The organism is Mesorhizobium sp. M0293, from assembly GCF_040321735.1.
GTDB lineage: Bacteria > Pseudomonadota > Alphaproteobacteria > Rhizobiales > Rhizobiaceae > Mesorhizobium.
Genome location: NZ_JAMYSA010000061.1, coordinates 23,462 through 40,203 on the forward strand (window position 1 = coordinate 23,462; position 16,742 = coordinate 40,203).

Sequence of the window (16,742 nt, forward strand, 5' to 3'; positions counted from 1 at the left end):
ATGCGGGCTTTCACTTATGAGCGCGCCGGGAAGGCGGAAGAGGCGGCCGCCGCGGTTGCCAATCGGCCGGACGCCAAATTCATCAGCGGTGGCACCAATCTCCTCGACCTGATGAAGCTCGATATCGAGCGGCCGGCGCATCTCGTCGACGTCAGCCGCCTGCCGCTCGACCGGATCGAGGAAACGGAGGAGGGCGGCCTGCGGATCGGCGCGCAGGTCCGCAATAGCGATCTTGCCGCCGAGCCGCGGGTGAGGTCGCAATACCCGATGCTCTCGCAAGCGCTGCTGGCGGGAGCTTCCGGCCAGATCCGCAACAAGGCCTCGACCGCCGGCAATCTCCTGCAACGCACGCGCTGCTTCTATTTCTACGACCGTAACATGCCGTGCAACAAACGCGAGCCGGGTTCCGGTTGTGCCGCGCTGCAAGGCTTCAACCGGGTGCATGCGGTCCTCGGTGCAAGCGAAGCCTGCATTGCGGTTCATCCCTCCGACATGGCGGTTGCCATGGCCGGGCTCGACGCCAGGATCGAGACCTTGTCGCCAGGCGGCGAAGCTCGCACCATTCCGATCGGCGATCTCCATCGCCTGCCCGGGACAACGCCCGACGTGGAGACGGAGCTCGGCCTTGGTGAGATGATCACCGCGGTCACCTTGCCGGCTCCTCCGCCCGGTCGGCAGCTCTATCGCAAGGTGCGCGACCGCGCCTCCTATGCCTTCGCACTAGTGTCAGTGGCGGCGATCGTCGAGAAAAGTGGCGACCGCATACGCAGCGCCCGCATCGCCATGGGCGGCGTCGCGGCCAAGCCCTGGCGCGCGACCGCGGCTGAGCAAACGCTCGCCGGCTCGGTGGCGTCCGATGACGCTTTTACCGAAGCCGCCGAAGCCGCGCTGGCCGAGGCGGTCGGGCATGGCGACAATGATTTCAAGATCCCGCTGGCCAAACGGACGGTGCGGCACACTCTCGCCGCCGCCGCCGACTAAACATTCCAGGTGAGCCCATGCACAAGACCATAACGCCTCACGGACAGTCTGCCGATTCGACCGGCTTTGCCTCCCGTTCAGGGATGAAATCTTCCCCACATGTCGGATTCATCGGTCGTCCGGTCGACCGCATCGACGGGCCGCTCAAGGTGACAGGCCGCGCGACTTACGCCTATGAGCATGCAGTCGACGGCGTCGCTTATGGATATATTCTCGGCGCCGCCATCGCCAAGGGCCGCATCGCAGAGATCGATATCTCGGACGCTGAAAAGGCACCGGGCGTAGTCGGCGTCATGACGCACCGGAATGCTCCGCCACAGCCGGATTTTGGCCCGGCGGTGACGCCGACCGTGCCGGAGGTTTTCACGCGCGCCCGCCCGGCGCTCAGCAGTGACCGCGTACGTTACTATGACGAGCCGGTGGCGCTGGTCGTCGCGGAGACATTCGAGGCGGCGCGTGCCGCTGCGGGGCTCATCAGGGTGCGCTACGAAGAGGAGACGGGTACCTACGATCTCCAAGCGCATCTCAGCGATGCCTATGCACCCAGGCGGACAAATGCCGGCCTGGAGACGGACAGCGTTCTCGGCGACTTCGAGAGCGCTTTCGCGCAAGCTCCGGTCAAGGTCGATGCCACTTATCGGACGCCATTCGAGCACCACAACCCTATGGAACCGCATGCGACGATCGCCGTCTGGTCAGGCGACGATTTGACGATCCATACATCGGCGCAAACGCTTGCGAATTATCGGGCAGGCGTTGCCAGCACGCTCGGCATGCCGCCGGAGCGCGTGCGCATCGTCAGCCCCTTCGTCGGCGGAGGCTTCGGTTCCAAGTTGATTATCCATGCCGACACGGTGCTGGCAGCGCTAGCGGCGCGGGTCTTGCAGCGCCCGGTAAAGATCGCGCTTACGCGCCAGCAGATGTTCGCCAACACCGGTCATCGCGCCGAGATGATCCATCAGCTGCGTTTCGGTGCGGATAGCGACGGACGGCTCACCGGGATCTCGCATGACGTCTGGTCGGCGACGTCGAGCTTCGAAGAGTATTGCGAGCAGACGGCGGCCTTTGCCCGCTCGCTCTACGCGGCGCCGAACCGCCTCACCCGCCATCGCTTGGTTCGACTCGATATCAATCGCGGCGAATGGATGCGCTCGCCCGGAGAAGCGCCGGGTATGCTGGCCTTCGAATGCGCCATGGACGAACTTGCCGAGCGTCTTGGGCTGGATCCGATCGAACTCAGGATCCGCAACGAGCCGACACAGGATCCGGAGCGCGGTGTGCCGTTTTCGACCCGCAACCTCGTGGCCTGCATGGAGGAGGGTGCGCGTCGTTTCGGTTGGCAGGGGCGGGATCCGGTGCCCGGCCGTACCCGGGAGGGCCGCAAGCTCATCGGCCACGGCATGGCGGCGGCGATCCGTCCGAACTATATCGGCGCAACGACGGCGCGGGTCGCGATCGACCGGGACGGCCAGGTCACGGCACGGCTCGACATGACAGATATCGGCACCGGCACCTATACGATCTTGACTCAGATCGTCGCGCAAAACCTTGGCTTGCCGCTCTCATCTGTCAAGGTGGAGCTTGGCGACAGCCTTTTCCCGCGCACTGCCGGCTCCGGCGGCTCCTGGGGGGCGACGAGTTCGGGTTCCGCGCTGCATCAGGCGTGCAGCATCCTCAAGCAGCGGATCCTGGAAGTGGCACGGTCGAGCGAAGCTTCGCCGTTCCGTGGCGTCAATGTCAGCGAGGCGAACTTCGCCCACGGCGAAGTCAGGATCGGCGAGCGTTCGGCAAGGCTGAGCGATCTCATTCGCGGCATTGCCCCCGACGGGTTCGAGGCCGAAGGCTCTGTTGCCGCCGCCAATGCCACCGAAACTTACAAGGCCTATTCCCAGCACTCACACGGCGCGCATTTCGCCAAGGTCGCGGTCGATTGCGATACCGGCGAGATCCGGATGCGTCGCTTTCTGGCTGTGATTGGCGCCGGCCGCATCCTCAATCCGAAGACCGCGCGCTCGCAAATCATCGGCGGCATGAGCTGGGGCATCGGCGCGGCGCTGATGGAGGAGACGGTGCTCGATCGGCGCCACGGCCACTTCGTCAACCACGACCTTGCCGAGTATCACGTCCCGGTCAATGCCGACATCGGCGCGATGGAGGTCGTCTTCCTCGAGGAACACGATGACAAGGCCAATCCACTCGGCGCCAAGGGATTAGGGGAACTTGGCGTCTGCGGTGCGGGGGCTGCTGTCGCCAACGCCGTCTACAACGCCACCGGCGTTAGGGTGCGTGAATTTCCGATCACCCTTGACAAGGTGCTGCCCGGCTTGCCCTTGACCGCCATCTGATTAGGCAAGCACCAGGACGAAGGCGCGCTCGCCCTTGAGTCCGCGAAGGCTTTTGCTAACCTGGCTATCCCGCCAGCAAACCGCGAGGACATATGGAACAGGACAGCCAGACGCTTCACGGCGACGGCATCTCGGCGACTGTCGTCGGGCAGGGCGCCGAACTGGTCTCTCTGCGCGATGCCGACGGCACAGAGTTTCTATGGCAGGCCGGCCCGGAATGGCGGCGTCACTCGCCGGTGCTGTTCCCGATCGTCGGGCGGCTCAAGGGCGACCAGTTGCGCCATCGCGGCCGAACCTATCCGATGACGCAGCATGGGTTCGCGCGCGACAAGCCGTTTGCCTGGGCGCAGAGGGGACCAGGATCCTGCACATTGGTCCTCACCGACGACGCGGATACCCGTGCGCATTACCCCTTCGCCTTTCGCCTGGCGGTGACCTACGCGCTGGACCGCAAGCAACTCAGTGTGAGCTTCGACGTCACCAACACCGGCGACGAGCAGCTACCGGCATCGATCGGGGCGCACCCGGCGTTCAATTGGCCATTGCTGCCGGATCTGGCCAAGACGGATTATCGGCTGATCTTTGCCGATGACGAGCCTGCGCCGATCCGCCGCCTGAAGGACGGTTTGCTGTTGCCGACACCGCAGCCGACGCCTGTCGAGGGCAATATCCTGGCGCTCTCCGAGCGGCTATTCGACGAGGACGCAGTCATTCTCGATCAACCCGCCAGCACCAGCGTGCGTTATGCCGCCCAGCGTGGTCCGGCGATCGAGATATCCTGGCAGGGATTTCAGGAGTTGGGCGTCTGGTCAAAGCCGGGCGGCGCGCCGTTCCTGTGCATCGAACCCTGGCACGGCATCGCAAGCCCGGTGGACTTCGACGGCGATTTTGTCGACAAGCCGGGCCTGATGCTGATCGCGCCCGGTGTGAAGCGCATGCCCAGCTATCAGATACGGCTGCTGTGACGTCCCTGATCGATAGATCCGGCCCTACCGGCGGTGACCAATGAAGCTGTACTTCAGCCGCAATCCCAATCCTCGACTGGCGGTCGCGGTGGCACGCCATCTCGATGCGAAAGTCGAATTCGAGTTCGCCTCGCCGTTCGCTCCGGGGCAGGTGGAGAAATATCGCCCGCTAAATCCCAATCTCTCACTGCCCATACTCGTGGAAGAAGAGGGAAAAAGCCTCTGGGAAGCAGACGCCATAGCCTGCCGGCTTTCGCGCGGCACACATTCTGATTTCTGGCGCACCGGCGATGACGAACCCGAGATGATCCGGTGGCTCAGCTGGGGCAAGGAGCACTTCGCATTCGCTTGCGACACGGTGCATTTCGAACGTGGCACCAAGCAGCGGTATGGCATAGGCCCGATTGATCAGCAGCGGGTGGAGGAGGGGCTTGAACATTTCCACACGGCCGCCGCAATAATCGAGGCCGTGCTTGCCGAGCGGCGATGGCTGGTCGGAAATTCGGTTTCCTATGCCGACTTTCGAATGGCGACTTTTCTGCCGTTCAACGACGTCGCCAGATTGCCGCTCCACGACTATCCGTCCGTCAGCCGCTGGTATCGTCGCCTGGAAGAGATCGACGGCTGGCGCGATCCTTTCAAAGGACTGGATGCGCCCGAATTGCCGCCGGTCCCGCGAATGGTGGCAAATTAGCGCCCAGGGCGTCGGGCGCTGGACATGCGTGCAGAGGCGAGGGGATCGGATGAAAATCTATGTTCTGAGCGTGGTGGAGGGACAGGAATGGGTTCTTCCGCGACAGGCAGACGACTACGAGCTATTCGCAGCCCTTGGTGGCCGAAGGCAGACAGGATGGCATTCGCCCCGGATGGAATTTCTGCGCGAACTCGATGACGGATCCCCCCGGCAACATTCAGATTTTCCCTGGCTTGGTGAGGAGGTGCTCATCCTACGGGCGAAGGCGTTGGAGTTGCTGCGGTCAACCCTCGAGCCGTATGGCGAGTTCCTGTCGCTTCGTTCCGACGAGCCCATATCGCTCTTCAACGTCACCACTGTCGCCGATGCGCTGGACGAAGAACGCTCAAAGATCGTTCGCTTTGACGATGGCGGCATAATGATGATCGAAAGCACCGTTCTTCGACCGGGCGCCATCGGCGACGCCGAGATATTCAAGCTGCCGGAGCGTGCCGATGGTGTGCGAGTATCCAGTATCTATCTGCAGGAGACGATCGTGCGCCGGATCGGGGAACTGGGGCTCAAAGGCATTGCTTTCAACATGGTCTGGAGCGACGAGCCGGTCGGTCGAGACAGGGTCGAATACCCCGGCACGGAAAGGCGCGCGCCGGCTTCATCCGCAAGTTCGCTCAGACGCATTCTGGCCGCTCTGCTGCGAAAAGCAGGGTTTTGATATCAAACCTGCCGCACGATGGTGCCGATCACATTGACAAGAAGGCGCGCGGCGGTCAGGGCCGACAGGCCGTCGATGTCGGCGGGAGGATAGAGTTCGACCAGGTCGAATCCTGCGATCCTGGCCCGCCTGCCGCACCCGGCGATCAGGTCGATCACCTGCGTGTAGGTGAGGCCGCCGGGCGTGCGGGCCGCCACGCCCGGCATGATGCCGGGATCGAGGCTGTCGCAATCGAGGGTGACGACGACCCGTGCGCCTTCCGGAATATGCCGGAGTGCGGCTTCGACACCCTGGGCGTGGATCTGGCGGGCGGTCACGAAGCGGCTGCCATAGCGCCGTGCCGCTTCGATCTCGGTGATGCCTGCGCTGCCGACGCTGCGCAGGCCGACCTGCACCATGCCGGCGACATGCGGCATCTCGCTCGCCCGGCGCATCGGGCTCGAATAGCCGTAGCGCTCGCCATGCACCTCGTCGCGCCAGTCGATATGGGCGTCGATCTGCAGGACCCAGACCGGGCCGTGATCCGCAAAGCCTGCCAGGAAGGGAATGGTCACGGAACAGTCGCCGCCGAGCAGGACCGGCACCGCCGGCAATGCCAGGGTTTCGCGCGTTTTCGCCTCGATCCGGGCTCGGTTGCCGGCATTGTCATGCATGGTGGTCAAGATATCGCCGGCGTCGATGCAGCAGACCGGCTTGTCGTCGAACAGCGGGCCACCGAGATCGAAATCCCAATGCTGGACGAGCGCGGCATCGTCCTGGCTCGCAGCGCGAATAGCGTCGGCGGCCAGGGCATGGCCGCTGCTGTCCTTGCCGGGATAGGTGCTGCCGTGGCCGGCTGCGAACATCACTGCACGGGGCACCAGGCCATCGGCGAGGCGATCGGGAAAGCCTAGAAAGGGAGGGGAGGCGGTCATTCCTTGATGGTCCTCGATGGTCTGGCTGAATTTCGGTGTTGCCGGCAACTATCGACCGGCCGCCTGGTGCCCTCCATCGGGCATTCCCGGCCGCTGGGAAAATATCTCATGATTGCGCAGACGTAAGGGTGCTTATTCTTTCACCGCGCCGGTCATCGAGGAAACGTAGTGCTCGACAAAGAACGAATAGAGCACAACGACCGGCAAGGAGCCGATCAGCGCTCCCGCCATCAGCGCCCCCCATTCGTAGACGTCGGAGCGCACAAGCTCCGTCAGCACGCCCACCGGTACCGTCTTGTTTTCGGACGACTGGATGAACGTCAAGGCATAGATGAACTCATTCCATGACAGGGTGAATGCGAATATGCCGGCAGAAATCAGGCCGGGCACCGACAGCGGCAGCACGATCTTGGTGAGGATCTGCCACCGGCTCGCCCCGTCTATCAGTGCGCATTCTTCCAGTTCAAACGGGATGGAGCGGAAGTAGCCCATCAAAAGCCACGTGCAGAACGGGACCAGGAAGGTCGGGTAGGTAAGGATGAGCGCGAAGGGCGTATCGTAGAGCCCAAGGTTGAACACCATCACCGACAGCGGGATGAACAGGATCGAGGGCGGCACAAGATAGGCAAGGAAGACTGCGAGACCGACCTGACGTGCCCCGGAAAACCGCAGTCGTTCGATCGCATAGGCCGCGAACACCGCAGCCAGCAGCGACAGGAAGGTGGCGGCCGTCGAGATGATGATCGTGTTGAGCAGCCAGCCCGGATAAGACGTATCGAAGAGGAGATAGCGGATGTGCTCCAAGGTCGGATGCACGACCCAGAACGGATTGAAATTTGCATAGTCGGTCATTTCGAGATTGGGCTTAACAGCCGTGATCGTCATCCAGTAAAACGGGAACAGCAGCACGATGACGAACACCAGCAGCGGCAGATAGACCGTCACCACACGACGCGGCACGCTCTGCAGGTAGCCCATGCCACCTTCGTCGATGTCCGAACGTTTCGTTTTTGCGATCGTGGCCATTGTCAGTCTCCGCCGCCCTGCTGCCATTTGCGGCGTTGCAGGCCGAAATAGCTGAACAGGATCGCTGCAAGCAGGAATGGGATCATGGCGACCGCGATTGCGGCGCCCTCGCCAAGCTGGCCTCCGGAAATGCCGCGCTGAAACGACAATGTCGCCATCAGATGGGTGGCATTCACCGGTCCGCCGCGGGTCAGCACATAGATCAGCTGGAAATCGGTGAAGGTGAACAGCACCGAAAAGGTCATTGTGATGGCGATGATCGGCGTCAGCAGCGGCAGCGTCACATAGCGGAACAATTGCCAGCGGCTGGCGCCGTCGAGCGTGGCAGCCTCGTAAAGCGACTGCGGAATCGTCTGCAAGCCTGCAAGCAGCGTGATGGCCACGAATGGAATGCCTCGCCAGACATTGGCGGCAATGACCGACGCGCGCGCGTTTTCCGGATCGCCGAGGAAATTGATGCGATGGTCGATCAGGCCCATTTCCATGAGCGCCCACGACAGAATGGAGAACTGCGAATCGTAGATCCACCAGAAGGCGATGGCCGACAGCACCGTCGGGACCACCCACGGCAGCAGGACAATCGCGCGGAAGAACGATTTGAACGGAAGGTTCTGATTGAGGATAAGCGCCAGCCAGAGGCCGAGCACGAATTTCAGGATAGAGGCGCTGATCGTGTAGAGCAGGGTGTTGAAGACGGAGAGCCAGAAGACGGCGTCACTCCACAGATATTGATAGTTCTCGGTGCCTATGAAGATACCGGGGCGGCCGATGCGGGCATCGGTGAAGCCGAGCCAGACGCCGAGCCCAAGTGGGTAGGTCAGGAAAACCAAGAGAAGCGCTGCCGCCGGTAGCATGAAGCCGAAGCCAAGGGCGTTGCGGCTTTCAGACAGGCGCGAAAGGATCGACGGACGCGGCTGGGCGGCAACGGACGGCACGGCCATGAACAGCTCCTCAGGAGGTCTCCTTGGTCGGCTCAGGCGGCCGCCAAGCGATTTCAGGAACGGACCGGGCGGCATGATGGCTGCTGCCCGGCTCAGCTGTGCTCTTAGACCCGATAGTACCGGTTTGCGCGCTTCTCCGCCTCTTCCATCGCCTCCTGCGGCATGGCCTGGCCTGTCACGGCCTTGGCGAACATGTCGACCAGGACATAGTCGGCCATCGTCGCTGCCGAAGCGTAGCCGAGCGGCCCGGCATAGCCGTTGGGACGCAGCGTCGCCGAGGCCTTCGCGTATGCGGCATTGTTCGGGTCGGCCGTCCACACCGGATTGTTGTCGAAGGCTTTGAGTGTCTGGCAGCAATAGCCCGCCGAGGAGGTGATCCAGTCGGACATTTGCGGATCCTCGAACATGAACTGCAGATAGGCCTTGGCCGCGTTGGGGTAGGGCGTGTAGTCGAAAATGACGGCCGTGGTCACCTGGAACAGTTCGACGGATTTGCCGACAGGACCGATCGGCAGGTTGGTCGTGCGTATGTCCTTGGCGATTTCAGCCAGTTTCGGATCCTTGTCCTTGTTGATCTTGGCCGTGTTGTAGGCGGAAATGCCGTTGGCGATCACACCCAGCTCGCCGGCCAGGAAAGCGCGGTTGTTGTTGACGTCGAGCCAGCTTTCGGTCCCGGGAATGAACGTCTTGTAGAGTTCCTGCGCGTAGGCGATCGCCTTGAGGGTCTCGGGGCTGTTGATCGCCACTTTGCCGCTCTCGTCGACCATCTTGCCGCCATGGCTCCAGAGCAGCCAGTGAGCGTAGTTGTTGCCGTCGCCGACGCCGTGGCCGTGCGTGAAGCCAGCTGGATGTCCTTTTGCCTGCAATGCCTTGCACAGTTCGAGGAAGCCTGCCGTGTCCTTCGGAAACTCCGAGAAGCCAGCCTCCTTCACCCAGCTTTCCCGATAGACGATGGCATTGCCGATCGTGGCCAGGGGCAGGCCGATGAATTTGCCGTCCCGTGTCGCATATTGCTTTGGCCCGTCGTGCCAGCCGCCGTATTTTGCGCCCAGATACTCGCCCAGTTCCGTCACGTCGTGCAGCTTGTCGGGATACTGATGTGGGTCGTCGAACCAGACGAACATGAGGTCCGGGCCGGAGCCGACATTAGCGGCAACCGCCGCCTTGGGGCGAATGTCCTCCCAGCTTTCCTTGTCGACGCGAACCTCCACTCCTGTCGCCTCGGTGAAGCGCTTGGTGTTGGCCAGCCATTGGTCCTCATCGCCTTGCACGAACGGAGACCAACGCAGCAGCCGCAGCTTAGCACCGTCCTCGGGCTTGTATTTCAATCCCTCCTGGGCAAATGCCGGCGAGCCGACAAACCGGCTTCCCAAGGCTCCGGCCGCAACACCTGCGGTCGTGCGGATTACATCGCGTCTCGTGAATTTCATGGTCGTCTCCTCCGGTTTATCTTCCTTGCAGTGCGGTCCCTACCATCCAGTGCCTGTTTCAAAACGTGTTCCGGTCTTGCCGTCGAAGAGATGAATCAAACCCGGCGCGGCGGAGAGCCGTATGATCTCGCCCGGCGTGAAAACATGGCGCTCCCGGAAATTGGCGACGATCTCGTCACCGCCGGCGGTCCGGCCGATGAGCTGCACCTCGGACCCGGTCGGCTCGACCACCACGACGGTGACCGGAATGCCATCGTCGGACGACAAGCGCAGATGCTCGGGCCGTATTCCCAGTACCACCGGATCGCCACTGGCGACGGCCGGCGCGGCGGTCAACGGGAGGGAAATTCCCCCGGCGCCCCGAAAGGACGGGGATCCCTCCGTTGCGATTTCACCCCTGATCAGGTTCATGGCAGGCGAGCCGATGAAGCTGGCGACGAAGAGATTCCTGGGCCTGTCGTAGAGTTCCAGCGGTGGCCCGATCTGCTCGACGATGCCGTCATGCATGACCACGATCTTGTCGGCCATGGTCATGGCCTCGATCTGGTCGTGGGTGACATAGACCGTCGTGGTCTTGAGACGCTGGTGCAGTTCCTTGATCTCGGCGCGCATCTGCACCCGGAGCTTGGCGTCGAGATTGGACAGCGGTTCGTCGAACAGGAAAACCTGCGGATCGCGCACGATCGCGCGTCCCATGGCAACGCGTTGGCGCTGGCCGCCGGAAAGCTGACGCGGATAGCGCGTCAGCAATGGCAGCAGCCCCAGAATTTCGGCCGCGCGCTGGACGCCGGCATCGCTTTCCGCTTTCGAAACACCCTTGAGCATCAGTGAGAACGCCATGTTCTCGGCGACGGTCATGTGCGGGTAGAGCGCGTAGTTCTGGAACACCATGGCGACGTCGCGCTCTTTTGGCGCAACGTTGTTGACGACACGCTCGCCAATCGCGATCTGGCCGCGTGAAATCTTTTCCAGGCCGGCGATCATCCTGAGAAGGGTCGATTTTCCGCAGCCCGACGGCCCGACCAGCGTGACGAACTCGCCGTCTTCTATATCCACGCTGACGCCGTGGAGAATCTCGACAGTTCCGAACGATTTGTAGACATCGCCAATCGCGACAGACGCCATCGATTTCCTCCCGACAGATTCCTGCGACGTCGTCGAAGGGAACCGCATTTCTATCTGGCCGCGACAGCTCCCAGGCTCCTCCCTGGTCACGCGCGATGATGAAACGGTAGCGCTACCAGACCTGCCTGTAAAGCCGGACGGCAAACGCCCTGGACCGCTGGCGCGGGATCGGGGATTGCGGCGCGCTTGACGACAGTGTCCTGCCATCGAGCAGACGCCACGGGCCAGCTGAGGTCATGAGACGCCTGCCGATGGCCAGCAAGAGTTCATTATCTGGGAGAGAGGCCATCGAGAACGAAGCCGAGGCCTTTTCGGAATGCCCCATCCCAATCGCTGTCCAACAGCAGACGAGAGCGTTCGATTGTCGGGTAGTGTTCGCCGAGAATTGTAAGGCGCTGCTGCGCGGCGGTCCTGTCGTCGTCCGAGAGGTCGAAGCTCGCCCGGGTGAGGGTGGCGCCCATTACATAATTCCAGAGCGACCATATCGCGACGTTCAGATCTGCGTCCGCGACACCGGCTCTGGATAATGTCTTGCTCAGCAGTTCCAGGCGACCGAGGATGTTCGGGCCGAGCGCCCGGCGCGGCAACAGCGATGCCGACCAAGGATGGCGCAACATTCTGGCGCGCCAGTCTTCGAGCATATGAATGACGTCTCCGCGCCAGTCTTGAGACTCAACTATTTCAGGCGATCCGCGATATTCGAGCACCGAATCGAGCGCCAGATCAAAGACATCCTCCTTGTTGTCGACGTGCCAATACAGGCTCATCACGCCCGAGCCGAGGTGATCGGCCAGCCGACGCATCGTCAATCCGTCGACCCCCTGTGCGTCCAGCAGGTCCACCGCGGTCGCCACGATACGGTCCCGAGAGAGCGGCGGTTCACTGCTCGCCTCCTGCACGGGCTGGAGCGGCACACCGATCCGTTGAGCCCCTTTGCTTCGGGCGCCGCTGCGTTTGGCTGCCATCCGTCTTCCTCGCTGTTCAGAAACGTCGATTTTGACCGGCAACGCAATGAATGTCGATCTTGAACGATTGACTCGTACGGCGTACCATACGATGACTCGTACATCGCACGATTCATCGTACGGGCGATGTGGTTAAAGTTCAATCATGCTGGCCGCGCGGGTGTTCGCGGCCCGCGGAGCCAAGAGAAAATCATGTCACGCGCAATCAGGCATCTGACTATCGGAGGGCTAATCATCATGACCATCGCAGTTCCCACGGCAGCGACAGCGAAGGAGAATGATCTCAAGCTGACCATCGTCAATCCAAAAACCCTCTACGACCCGTCGCCGAACGGCTACAGCACGGCGGTGATCACGCCCAGCGGAGCCCGGGTGGCCTACATATCCGGGCAGGGCGGCCAGGACAGCACGGGAGGCTTGTCGCCCGACTTCGCTGTCCAGGTTAAGCAGGCATATGCGAACCTGCGCACCGCGCTTGAGGGGATCGGCGCCAGGCCAGATCAGGTCGCCAAGCTCACCGTCTACGTCGTCGATCACGATATGTCCAAGCTTGGGGTGTTGACCAGGAACGTCACGGACATGTTCGGCGAGGCGCTGCCGGCACAGACCCTGGTTCCCGTTCCCAAGCTTGCAATTGACCCCATGCTCTTCGAGGTGGAGGCCACCGTCATCCTGGAATAGCGGGGCCAGATTGCCCCGTGGGCCACAAGCCGGAGCGGGGGCCGGGGACCCGCGAAGAATGGGGCGGAAGTAGAGCCGACATTCATCAACGAGGCCAAGGTCGGTTAAGCTTCGCCCAGGCTCAGGTCTGTTCTTCGGTTTCACTCAAAGCAGAGCCATATTTCGTAGAGAACGATACCCGAACTGGTTCCAAGGTTTAGGCTCTCGATCATCCCGAACATTGGGATTGCTACGCACATCTCGCTGCGCTCGACCGCGAGGGGGCGGATGCCCCGTTTCTCATTACCGAACCAGACAGCAAGTTTTGTGTGCCGGGTATAATCTCCCTCATGCAGGAAAACGCTGGTCTTTCCCTTGATGTGCGGTGAGGTAACGACGGACACAAAGCCATGCTTTTCCAGATGGTTGAGACAGGCGTCAGTGCTGTCGAATCGTTTCACAAACGTCCATTTGACGGCTGATACAGACGTTTCCGAAAGCGATTTCCGCTGGCGCATTTGCTGCCAGTCATCGGGAAGTGCTTTGCGTGGATCGACGATATAGACCCTTTCAACACCGAGAGCATTTGCGTTTCGAATTACCGTTCCTATGTTCCTGATGTCATTCGGATCTTCGACAACGGCTACCAAGTTCTTGCAGCGAAACGATTTGACTCTGAATCCAAGGCCCGTGGGGACTACTATTGGGTCGCCTTGGCACTCCGAACAGATACTAAGACCAAGATCGATTGTCCCGTGACCCATAAGTTGACTCGCCGACCTGCGGAAATCGGGATGGTCTTATGCTGATTTTGACCCATAAGTTGCGTGGGACTTAACCCATAAGTTCAACAGAAGATGATTTTTAACCCATAAGTTGGGTAAGGTTTGCGAATACTGCACCTCCACCGACTTGGTATTGTTGTCACCGTTGGATCAGGGGGTATCCGCGTTGGTCGCGCGTGCTGGGAGGCCCTTTTGTCGTCCTCACATTTTAGAACTAGCTGAGCTTCCTTCCTCAAGCTCGTCTCCTGACTCTGGCGCGATGTCCGGTGCGCGATCCAGGATTGCCAAGGCCGCTTCGGGGGTGCTTTTCGGAAGGGGCTCGGAAACAGCCAGGCTGTCGGGGGATGTGTCCCAACGTAGCGCCTGTGCAGGCTGCGGCCTCCGTCCATTCAGGATCAGATCAAGTTCATTGGTTCGTGCTTTGGATAGACCTGCTTCGTCCGCGAACCGTGGCCAGCGATCGACAGCAGAGCGGATGCGTTCGATCACGTTCAACGCTTCTTGTTCGGAAATGGAAGCGCCTTTGGCGACGGCAAGCAGATGCTGTCGTCCTGGGTTCAATCCTTCCCCCGCGATCGATGCGCTGTGCTGTCCTCCGGGGCCTGCCGAGAAAGTCAGATCGTACGCCGGAGAGAGTTTCCACCGCCCATTCGGTCCCATCAGGAATGCATGGTTCTTCGAATGGTCGTCCCGGTTCCGCGCGTGCACATTGAATGCCATGTGACCGAACATGCGGAGGACCTCCGCGCTGTCTCTCGTCATCATGTGCGTGAGCTTGTGAAGGGCGGCGTAGTCCAGGGAGGCTTCGCGATGGCTCGCATACAAGAGGCCGCTGGCGGTATGCATGTGCAGCCGTCCCTCGGGCGTGCGATCAAATCTCTTTGTTGCGAACAGACGATTGCCCTTCTTCGTCTGCAATATCCGTGTCTCGGCCATCGCCAGCCCGGCCTCGCGCGCCATGAGAGCATATGCTTGCTCCTCGACGCCGATGTCCGCTGGATCGTCGGAACTTCGCGATTTCACCATCCAGCGATCAAACCCGGGCTTCAATTCATGGCCGTAGTCAATCACGAAGGTATTCTGATCCGGGTTCAAGCCGATCATGATCTTTGGACGCGCCCCTGCGGAACCGCCTTGGGCACCCTGCAAGGCATCGATATCAGCAGTGTCCATCTCGTTATGGACAAGCTCCACCTGTTCAACGAACCAGTCTAGGTCCCCTGCAGCCGGCTCTTCACCAGGCAGTTCAGGAATGTAGGCCAACGCGCCCATTCCCGTCGTTCCCACCGCGGAAAGGCGGTCCAAGGGTGTGAGCATGTGATAGTCGACGCCAGCCTTTTGAAGGCGGCGATCCAGCAAAAGGCGTCCCCATCCATCTGGAAGGCTGTCGTTAAACAAGCCATGCAGCCCATCGAACGGATCGAGCTTGGCTGCAATAAGACCCGCCTTGGCAGCCAAATTGAATGGAGAAATCAAGAGCGGCGCAGTTATGAACTCAGCCGAGTACTCGAAGTAAGCCCGTCGTTCATCGGTGCTCCACGCAAGCGTCCCTAGCTCTCGCTGGCTCCCTTCGAGATCCAGGACTACCTTCATTTCCCTGATTGGCCTGAACTTCATTTCTTGCGGACCCTCTGCCTGGCCGGGCGCCCGATTACGTCTTCGAGTGTTTTCGGCGGACGTGAAGGAAACAAACCTTCGAATTCAGCTTCCGCCTCCAAGGCGAATGCGAGCTTCACGACAGCTTCGAAGGATGCCTTGCCAGTCTCCTCGAAAACTCTCAGCGAGCCGTAGGAAACTCCAGCCTTGGAAGCCAGCTCCCGTTGGGTAAGATCGGCATCGATCCGCCGCCGCTTCATCCGTGCTGCGGCACCTTGGATAATTTCCATCGGCGATGTCATATTGAATGTGAACATAATAGCATTTAACGCGATTTACTGTGTTAAGTGCATTTATAATGGCAATTACCGCAGATGTCAAATTATAGCTGTGGCGATTGCCATGATCCGAGCGCTTCTTCGTGGGCCGCGCGCGGAGGTAGATTCAATGTCGACGAGGATAAAAATGGTCCCCATCATCCGGAAGGCATCCGAGGACGATTTCCAGAAGATCATGGACTGGCTGAGGGCGGAGCGAGAAGAGACGGGCGAAGGATTCTACTGCAACCGATCAGTGATCGAGGACGCGCACGCGGATGGCGAGATGATTGCCCTGATCGAGAACGACATGCCTGTCGCGTTCATTGCCTATGGTTTGATTCGTAACGGCATTCTGGAAGTCCGGCCTGACCGGAGGGACCTTGGATACGGCAAGGCTTTGGCAGAGGACGCTTTGCAAAGGGCCATCGATGACGATCGTCGCTGCATACTCGACATTGAGTGTGCGCCGTGGGCCTCGATACCCTTTTGGGAGAAGATCGGCTTCCGGATATATTCCCAAAACTACGCCTACATGTTGCTTCCGAAAATCCTGAAATTGCCGGAGAGGGGCACAGAGGCAGACGTGACGATCTCGCTGTATCGCGACCCAGATCAACACAGCCCCGAAGGCAGCGTGCCGCAGGCTGTGTTCAAGCCGAAGGCGGTCAGAAGCGAGGATGGCCTCATCCACCTCGGCCAAAGAATTATCTTCGACAACAAAGCCGATAACAGCCACCGGGATCCCGTTGCGCGAGTATCGATCGACGGGCGAGATGTCTTCTTCGACAAGCTAAAATACGACGGAGCATCCCAGCTTGGAATCCGTCGAGACGAGGGCGGGAACTTCTACGCGGATCACCTGCGCCTATAAGGGGGTAGCTTGCCCGTCGCGTCGTCGATGTAAAACGAGCAGGGCGCATTTAGGACCACGGTTCTCGAACCACCAAATGATGCGAGCCATCGATCTGCACCAACTCGCCGAGGCCGTTGCGCCGGTCCGTGGCTGGTGAAGCTTGCGCTCGCGGCGCGATGTTCAGATGCCGCTTCCGTCATCCATTTGCGCAACGTCTCGGTGCTGACGGCGATCTGGTGCACTCAAGCGTAAGCGGTCAGCCGATAACGTCAGGCCTAAAGTTCCAAGGCATGAGCATTTCGATTTCGGATGCCGGCCAGCCTTGAGCGATGCGGGTCAAGGTCTGCGAGAGCCAGTCGAGCGGATCGACGCTGTTCATTTTGCAGGTTTGCAGCAAGGTGGCTACCGTCGCCCAGGTTCGTCCACCGCC

17 protein-coding genes and 1 pseudogene are annotated in these 16,742 nt (G+C 60.9%); 7 read left to right on the plus strand and 11 right to left on the minus strand.

Going from position 1 to position 16,742, the window contains the following annotated elements; genetic code table 11:
- From NKJ06_RS21955 to NKJ06_RS21975, 5 genes are all read left to right on the plus strand, one after another.
- Positions 1 to 981, plus strand: a complete 981-nt coding sequence (locus tag NKJ06_RS21955; protein WP_352634522.1) for an FAD binding domain-containing protein — start codon at positions 1 to 3, stop codon at positions 979 to 981.
- Positions 982 to 1,064: 83 nt separating this feature from the next.
- Positions 1,065 to 3,326 (plus strand): xanthine dehydrogenase family protein molybdopterin-binding subunit, encoded by a 2,262-nt coding sequence (locus tag NKJ06_RS21960; RefSeq protein WP_352810591.1) that lies wholly within the window; start codon positions 1,065 to 1,067, stop codon positions 3,324 to 3,326.
- Between the two features lie 92 nt (positions 3,327 to 3,418).
- Positions 3,419 to 4,291, plus strand: a complete 873-nt coding sequence (locus tag NKJ06_RS21965; RefSeq protein ID WP_352634524.1) for an aldose 1-epimerase family protein — start codon at positions 3,419 to 3,421, stop codon at positions 4,289 to 4,291.
- Between the two features lie 40 nt (positions 4,292 to 4,331).
- On the plus strand, positions 4,332 to 4,985 hold the full coding sequence (locus tag NKJ06_RS21970) for a glutathione S-transferase family protein (RefSeq protein ID WP_352634526.1): 654 nt from the start codon (positions 4,332 to 4,334) through the stop codon (positions 4,983 to 4,985).
- Between the two features lie 49 nt (positions 4,986 to 5,034).
- A complete protein-coding gene (locus NKJ06_RS21975; protein WP_352634528.1) occupies positions 5,035 to 5,697 on the plus strand; it encodes an imm11 family protein in 663 nt (220 codons plus the stop codon).
- A gap of 2 nt (positions 5,698 to 5,699) precedes the next feature.
- Here NKJ06_RS21975 and NKJ06_RS21980 read toward each other — a convergent pair whose 3' ends face one another.
- The 6 genes from NKJ06_RS21980 to NKJ06_RS22005 form a co-directional block, all read right to left on the minus strand.
- Positions 5,700 to 6,611 (minus strand): agmatinase, encoded by a 912-nt coding sequence (locus NKJ06_RS21980; protein ID WP_352634530.1) that lies wholly within the window; start codon positions 6,609 to 6,611, stop codon positions 5,700 to 5,702.
- A 132-nt stretch (positions 6,612 to 6,743) separates the two neighbouring features.
- Positions 6,744 to 7,637: a carbohydrate ABC transporter permease gene (locus tag NKJ06_RS21985; protein ID WP_352634532.1), complete on the minus strand. Its 894-nt coding sequence runs from the start codon at positions 7,635 to 7,637 to the stop codon at positions 6,744 to 6,746.
- A 2-nt stretch (positions 7,638 to 7,639) separates the two neighbouring features.
- Positions 7,640 to 8,491 carry a carbohydrate ABC transporter permease gene (locus NKJ06_RS21990; protein ID WP_502905645.1) on the minus strand — a complete coding sequence of 284 codons (852 nt, stop codon included), beginning with the start codon at positions 8,489 to 8,491 and terminating at the stop codon, positions 7,640 to 7,642.
- A 191-nt stretch (positions 8,492 to 8,682) separates the two neighbouring features.
- Positions 8,683 to 10,008 (minus strand): ABC transporter substrate-binding protein, encoded by a 1,326-nt coding sequence (locus NKJ06_RS21995; protein WP_352634536.1) that lies wholly within the window; start codon positions 10,006 to 10,008, stop codon positions 8,683 to 8,685.
- A 39-nt stretch (positions 10,009 to 10,047) separates the two neighbouring features.
- Complete coding sequence (locus NKJ06_RS22000; RefSeq protein ID WP_352634538.1) at positions 10,048 to 11,133, minus strand: ABC transporter ATP-binding protein; 1,086 nt, start codon at positions 11,131 to 11,133, stop codon at positions 10,048 to 10,050.
- A 269-nt stretch (positions 11,134 to 11,402) separates the two neighbouring features.
- Positions 11,403 to 12,098 carry a TetR/AcrR family transcriptional regulator gene (locus NKJ06_RS22005; RefSeq protein ID WP_352634540.1) on the minus strand — a complete coding sequence of 232 codons (696 nt, stop codon included), beginning with the start codon at positions 12,096 to 12,098 and terminating at the stop codon, positions 11,403 to 11,405.
- Between the two features lie 192 nt (positions 12,099 to 12,290).
- Between NKJ06_RS22005 and NKJ06_RS22010 the strand changes: the two genes are divergently transcribed.
- Positions 12,291 to 12,779: a RidA family protein gene (locus NKJ06_RS22010; RefSeq protein ID WP_352634542.1), complete on the plus strand. Its 489-nt coding sequence runs from the start codon at positions 12,291 to 12,293 to the stop codon at positions 12,777 to 12,779.
- Between the two features lie 140 nt (positions 12,780 to 12,919).
- On the opposite strand, the gene NKJ06_RS22015 is transcribed toward NKJ06_RS22010, so the two are convergent.
- From NKJ06_RS22015 to NKJ06_RS22025, 3 genes are all read right to left on the minus strand, one after another.
- Positions 12,920 to 13,408, minus strand: coding sequence for a TrmH family RNA methyltransferase (locus tag NKJ06_RS22015; protein WP_352634544.1), 489 nt, complete (start codon positions 13,406 to 13,408; stop codon positions 12,920 to 12,922).
- A gap of 336 nt (positions 13,409 to 13,744) precedes the next feature.
- Complete coding sequence (locus NKJ06_RS22020) at positions 13,745 to 15,136, minus strand: type II toxin-antitoxin system HipA family toxin (protein ID WP_352810588.1); 1,392 nt, start codon at positions 15,134 to 15,136, stop codon at positions 13,745 to 13,747.
- A 20-nt stretch (positions 15,137 to 15,156) separates the two neighbouring features.
- Entirely contained in the window at positions 15,157 to 15,456 is a 300-nt protein-coding gene (locus NKJ06_RS22025) for a helix-turn-helix domain-containing protein (RefSeq protein ID WP_258598953.1), read from the minus strand.
- Between the two features lie 148 nt (positions 15,457 to 15,604).
- Between NKJ06_RS22025 and NKJ06_RS22030 the strand changes: the two genes are divergently transcribed.
- Positions 15,605 to 16,330, plus strand: coding sequence for a GNAT family N-acetyltransferase (locus tag NKJ06_RS22030; RefSeq protein ID WP_352810590.1), 726 nt, complete (start codon positions 15,605 to 15,607; stop codon positions 16,328 to 16,330).
- 5 nt (positions 16,331 to 16,335) lie between these two features.
- Here the strand turns inward: NKJ06_RS22030 and NKJ06_RS22035 are convergent.
- Positions 16,336 to 16,554: pseudogene (locus tag NKJ06_RS22035) on the minus strand (ISNCY family transposase); the annotation flags it as partial.
- 14 nt (positions 16,555 to 16,568) lie between these two features.
- A partial coding sequence (locus tag NKJ06_RS22040) for a transposase domain-containing protein (RefSeq protein WP_352810593.1) occupies positions 16,569 to 16,742 on the minus strand: 174 nt, incomplete at its 5' end.

Excerpts from the sequence above, each read along its gene's own strand:
- NKJ06_RS21955 (WP_352634522.1), top strand. The coding sequence starts at position 1 with ATGCGGGCTTTCACTTATGAGCGCGCCGGGAAGGCGGAAGAGGCGGCC.
- NKJ06_RS21960 (WP_352810591.1), top strand. The coding sequence starts at position 1,065 with ATGAAATCTTCCCCACATGTCGGATTCATCGGTCGTCCGGTCGACCGC.
- NKJ06_RS21965 (WP_352634524.1), top strand. The coding sequence starts at position 3,419 with ATGGAACAGGACAGCCAGACGCTTCACGGCGACGGCATCTCGGCGACT.
- NKJ06_RS21970 (WP_352634526.1), top strand. The coding sequence starts at position 4,332 with ATGAAGCTGTACTTCAGCCGCAATCCCAATCCTCGACTGGCGGTCGCG.
- NKJ06_RS21975 (WP_352634528.1), top strand. The coding sequence starts at position 5,035 with ATGAAAATCTATGTTCTGAGCGTGGTGGAGGGACAGGAATGGGTTCTT.
- NKJ06_RS21980 (WP_352634530.1), bottom strand. The coding sequence starts at position 6,611 with ATGACCGCCTCCCCTCCCTTTCTAGGCTTTCCCGATCGCCTCGCCGAT.
- NKJ06_RS21985 (WP_352634532.1), bottom strand. The coding sequence starts at position 7,637 with ATGGCCACGATCGCAAAAACGAAACGTTCGGACATCGACGAAGGTGGC.
- NKJ06_RS21990 (WP_502905645.1), bottom strand. The coding sequence starts at position 8,491 with ATGCTACCGGCGGCAGCGCTTCTCTTGGTTTTCCTGACCTACCCACTT.
- NKJ06_RS21995 (WP_352634536.1), bottom strand. The coding sequence starts at position 10,008 with ATGAAATTCACGAGACGCGATGTAATCCGCACGACCGCAGGTGTTGCG.
- NKJ06_RS22000 (WP_352634538.1), bottom strand. The coding sequence starts at position 11,133 with ATGGCGTCTGTCGCGATTGGCGATGTCTACAAATCGTTCGGAACTGTC.
- NKJ06_RS22005 (WP_352634540.1), bottom strand. The coding sequence starts at position 12,098 with ATGGCAGCCAAACGCAGCGGCGCCCGAAGCAAAGGGGCTCAACGGATC.
- NKJ06_RS22010 (WP_352634542.1), top strand. The coding sequence starts at position 12,291 with ATGTCACGCGCAATCAGGCATCTGACTATCGGAGGGCTAATCATCATG.
- NKJ06_RS22020 (WP_352810588.1), bottom strand. The coding sequence starts at position 15,136 with ATGAAGGTAGTCCTGGATCTCGAAGGGAGCCAGCGAGAGCTAGGGACG.
- NKJ06_RS22025 (WP_258598953.1), bottom strand. The coding sequence starts at position 15,456 with ATGTTCACATTCAATATGACATCGCCGATGGAAATTATCCAAGGTGCC.
- NKJ06_RS22030 (WP_352810590.1), top strand. The coding sequence starts at position 15,605 with ATGGTCCCCATCATCCGGAAGGCATCCGAGGACGATTTCCAGAAGATC.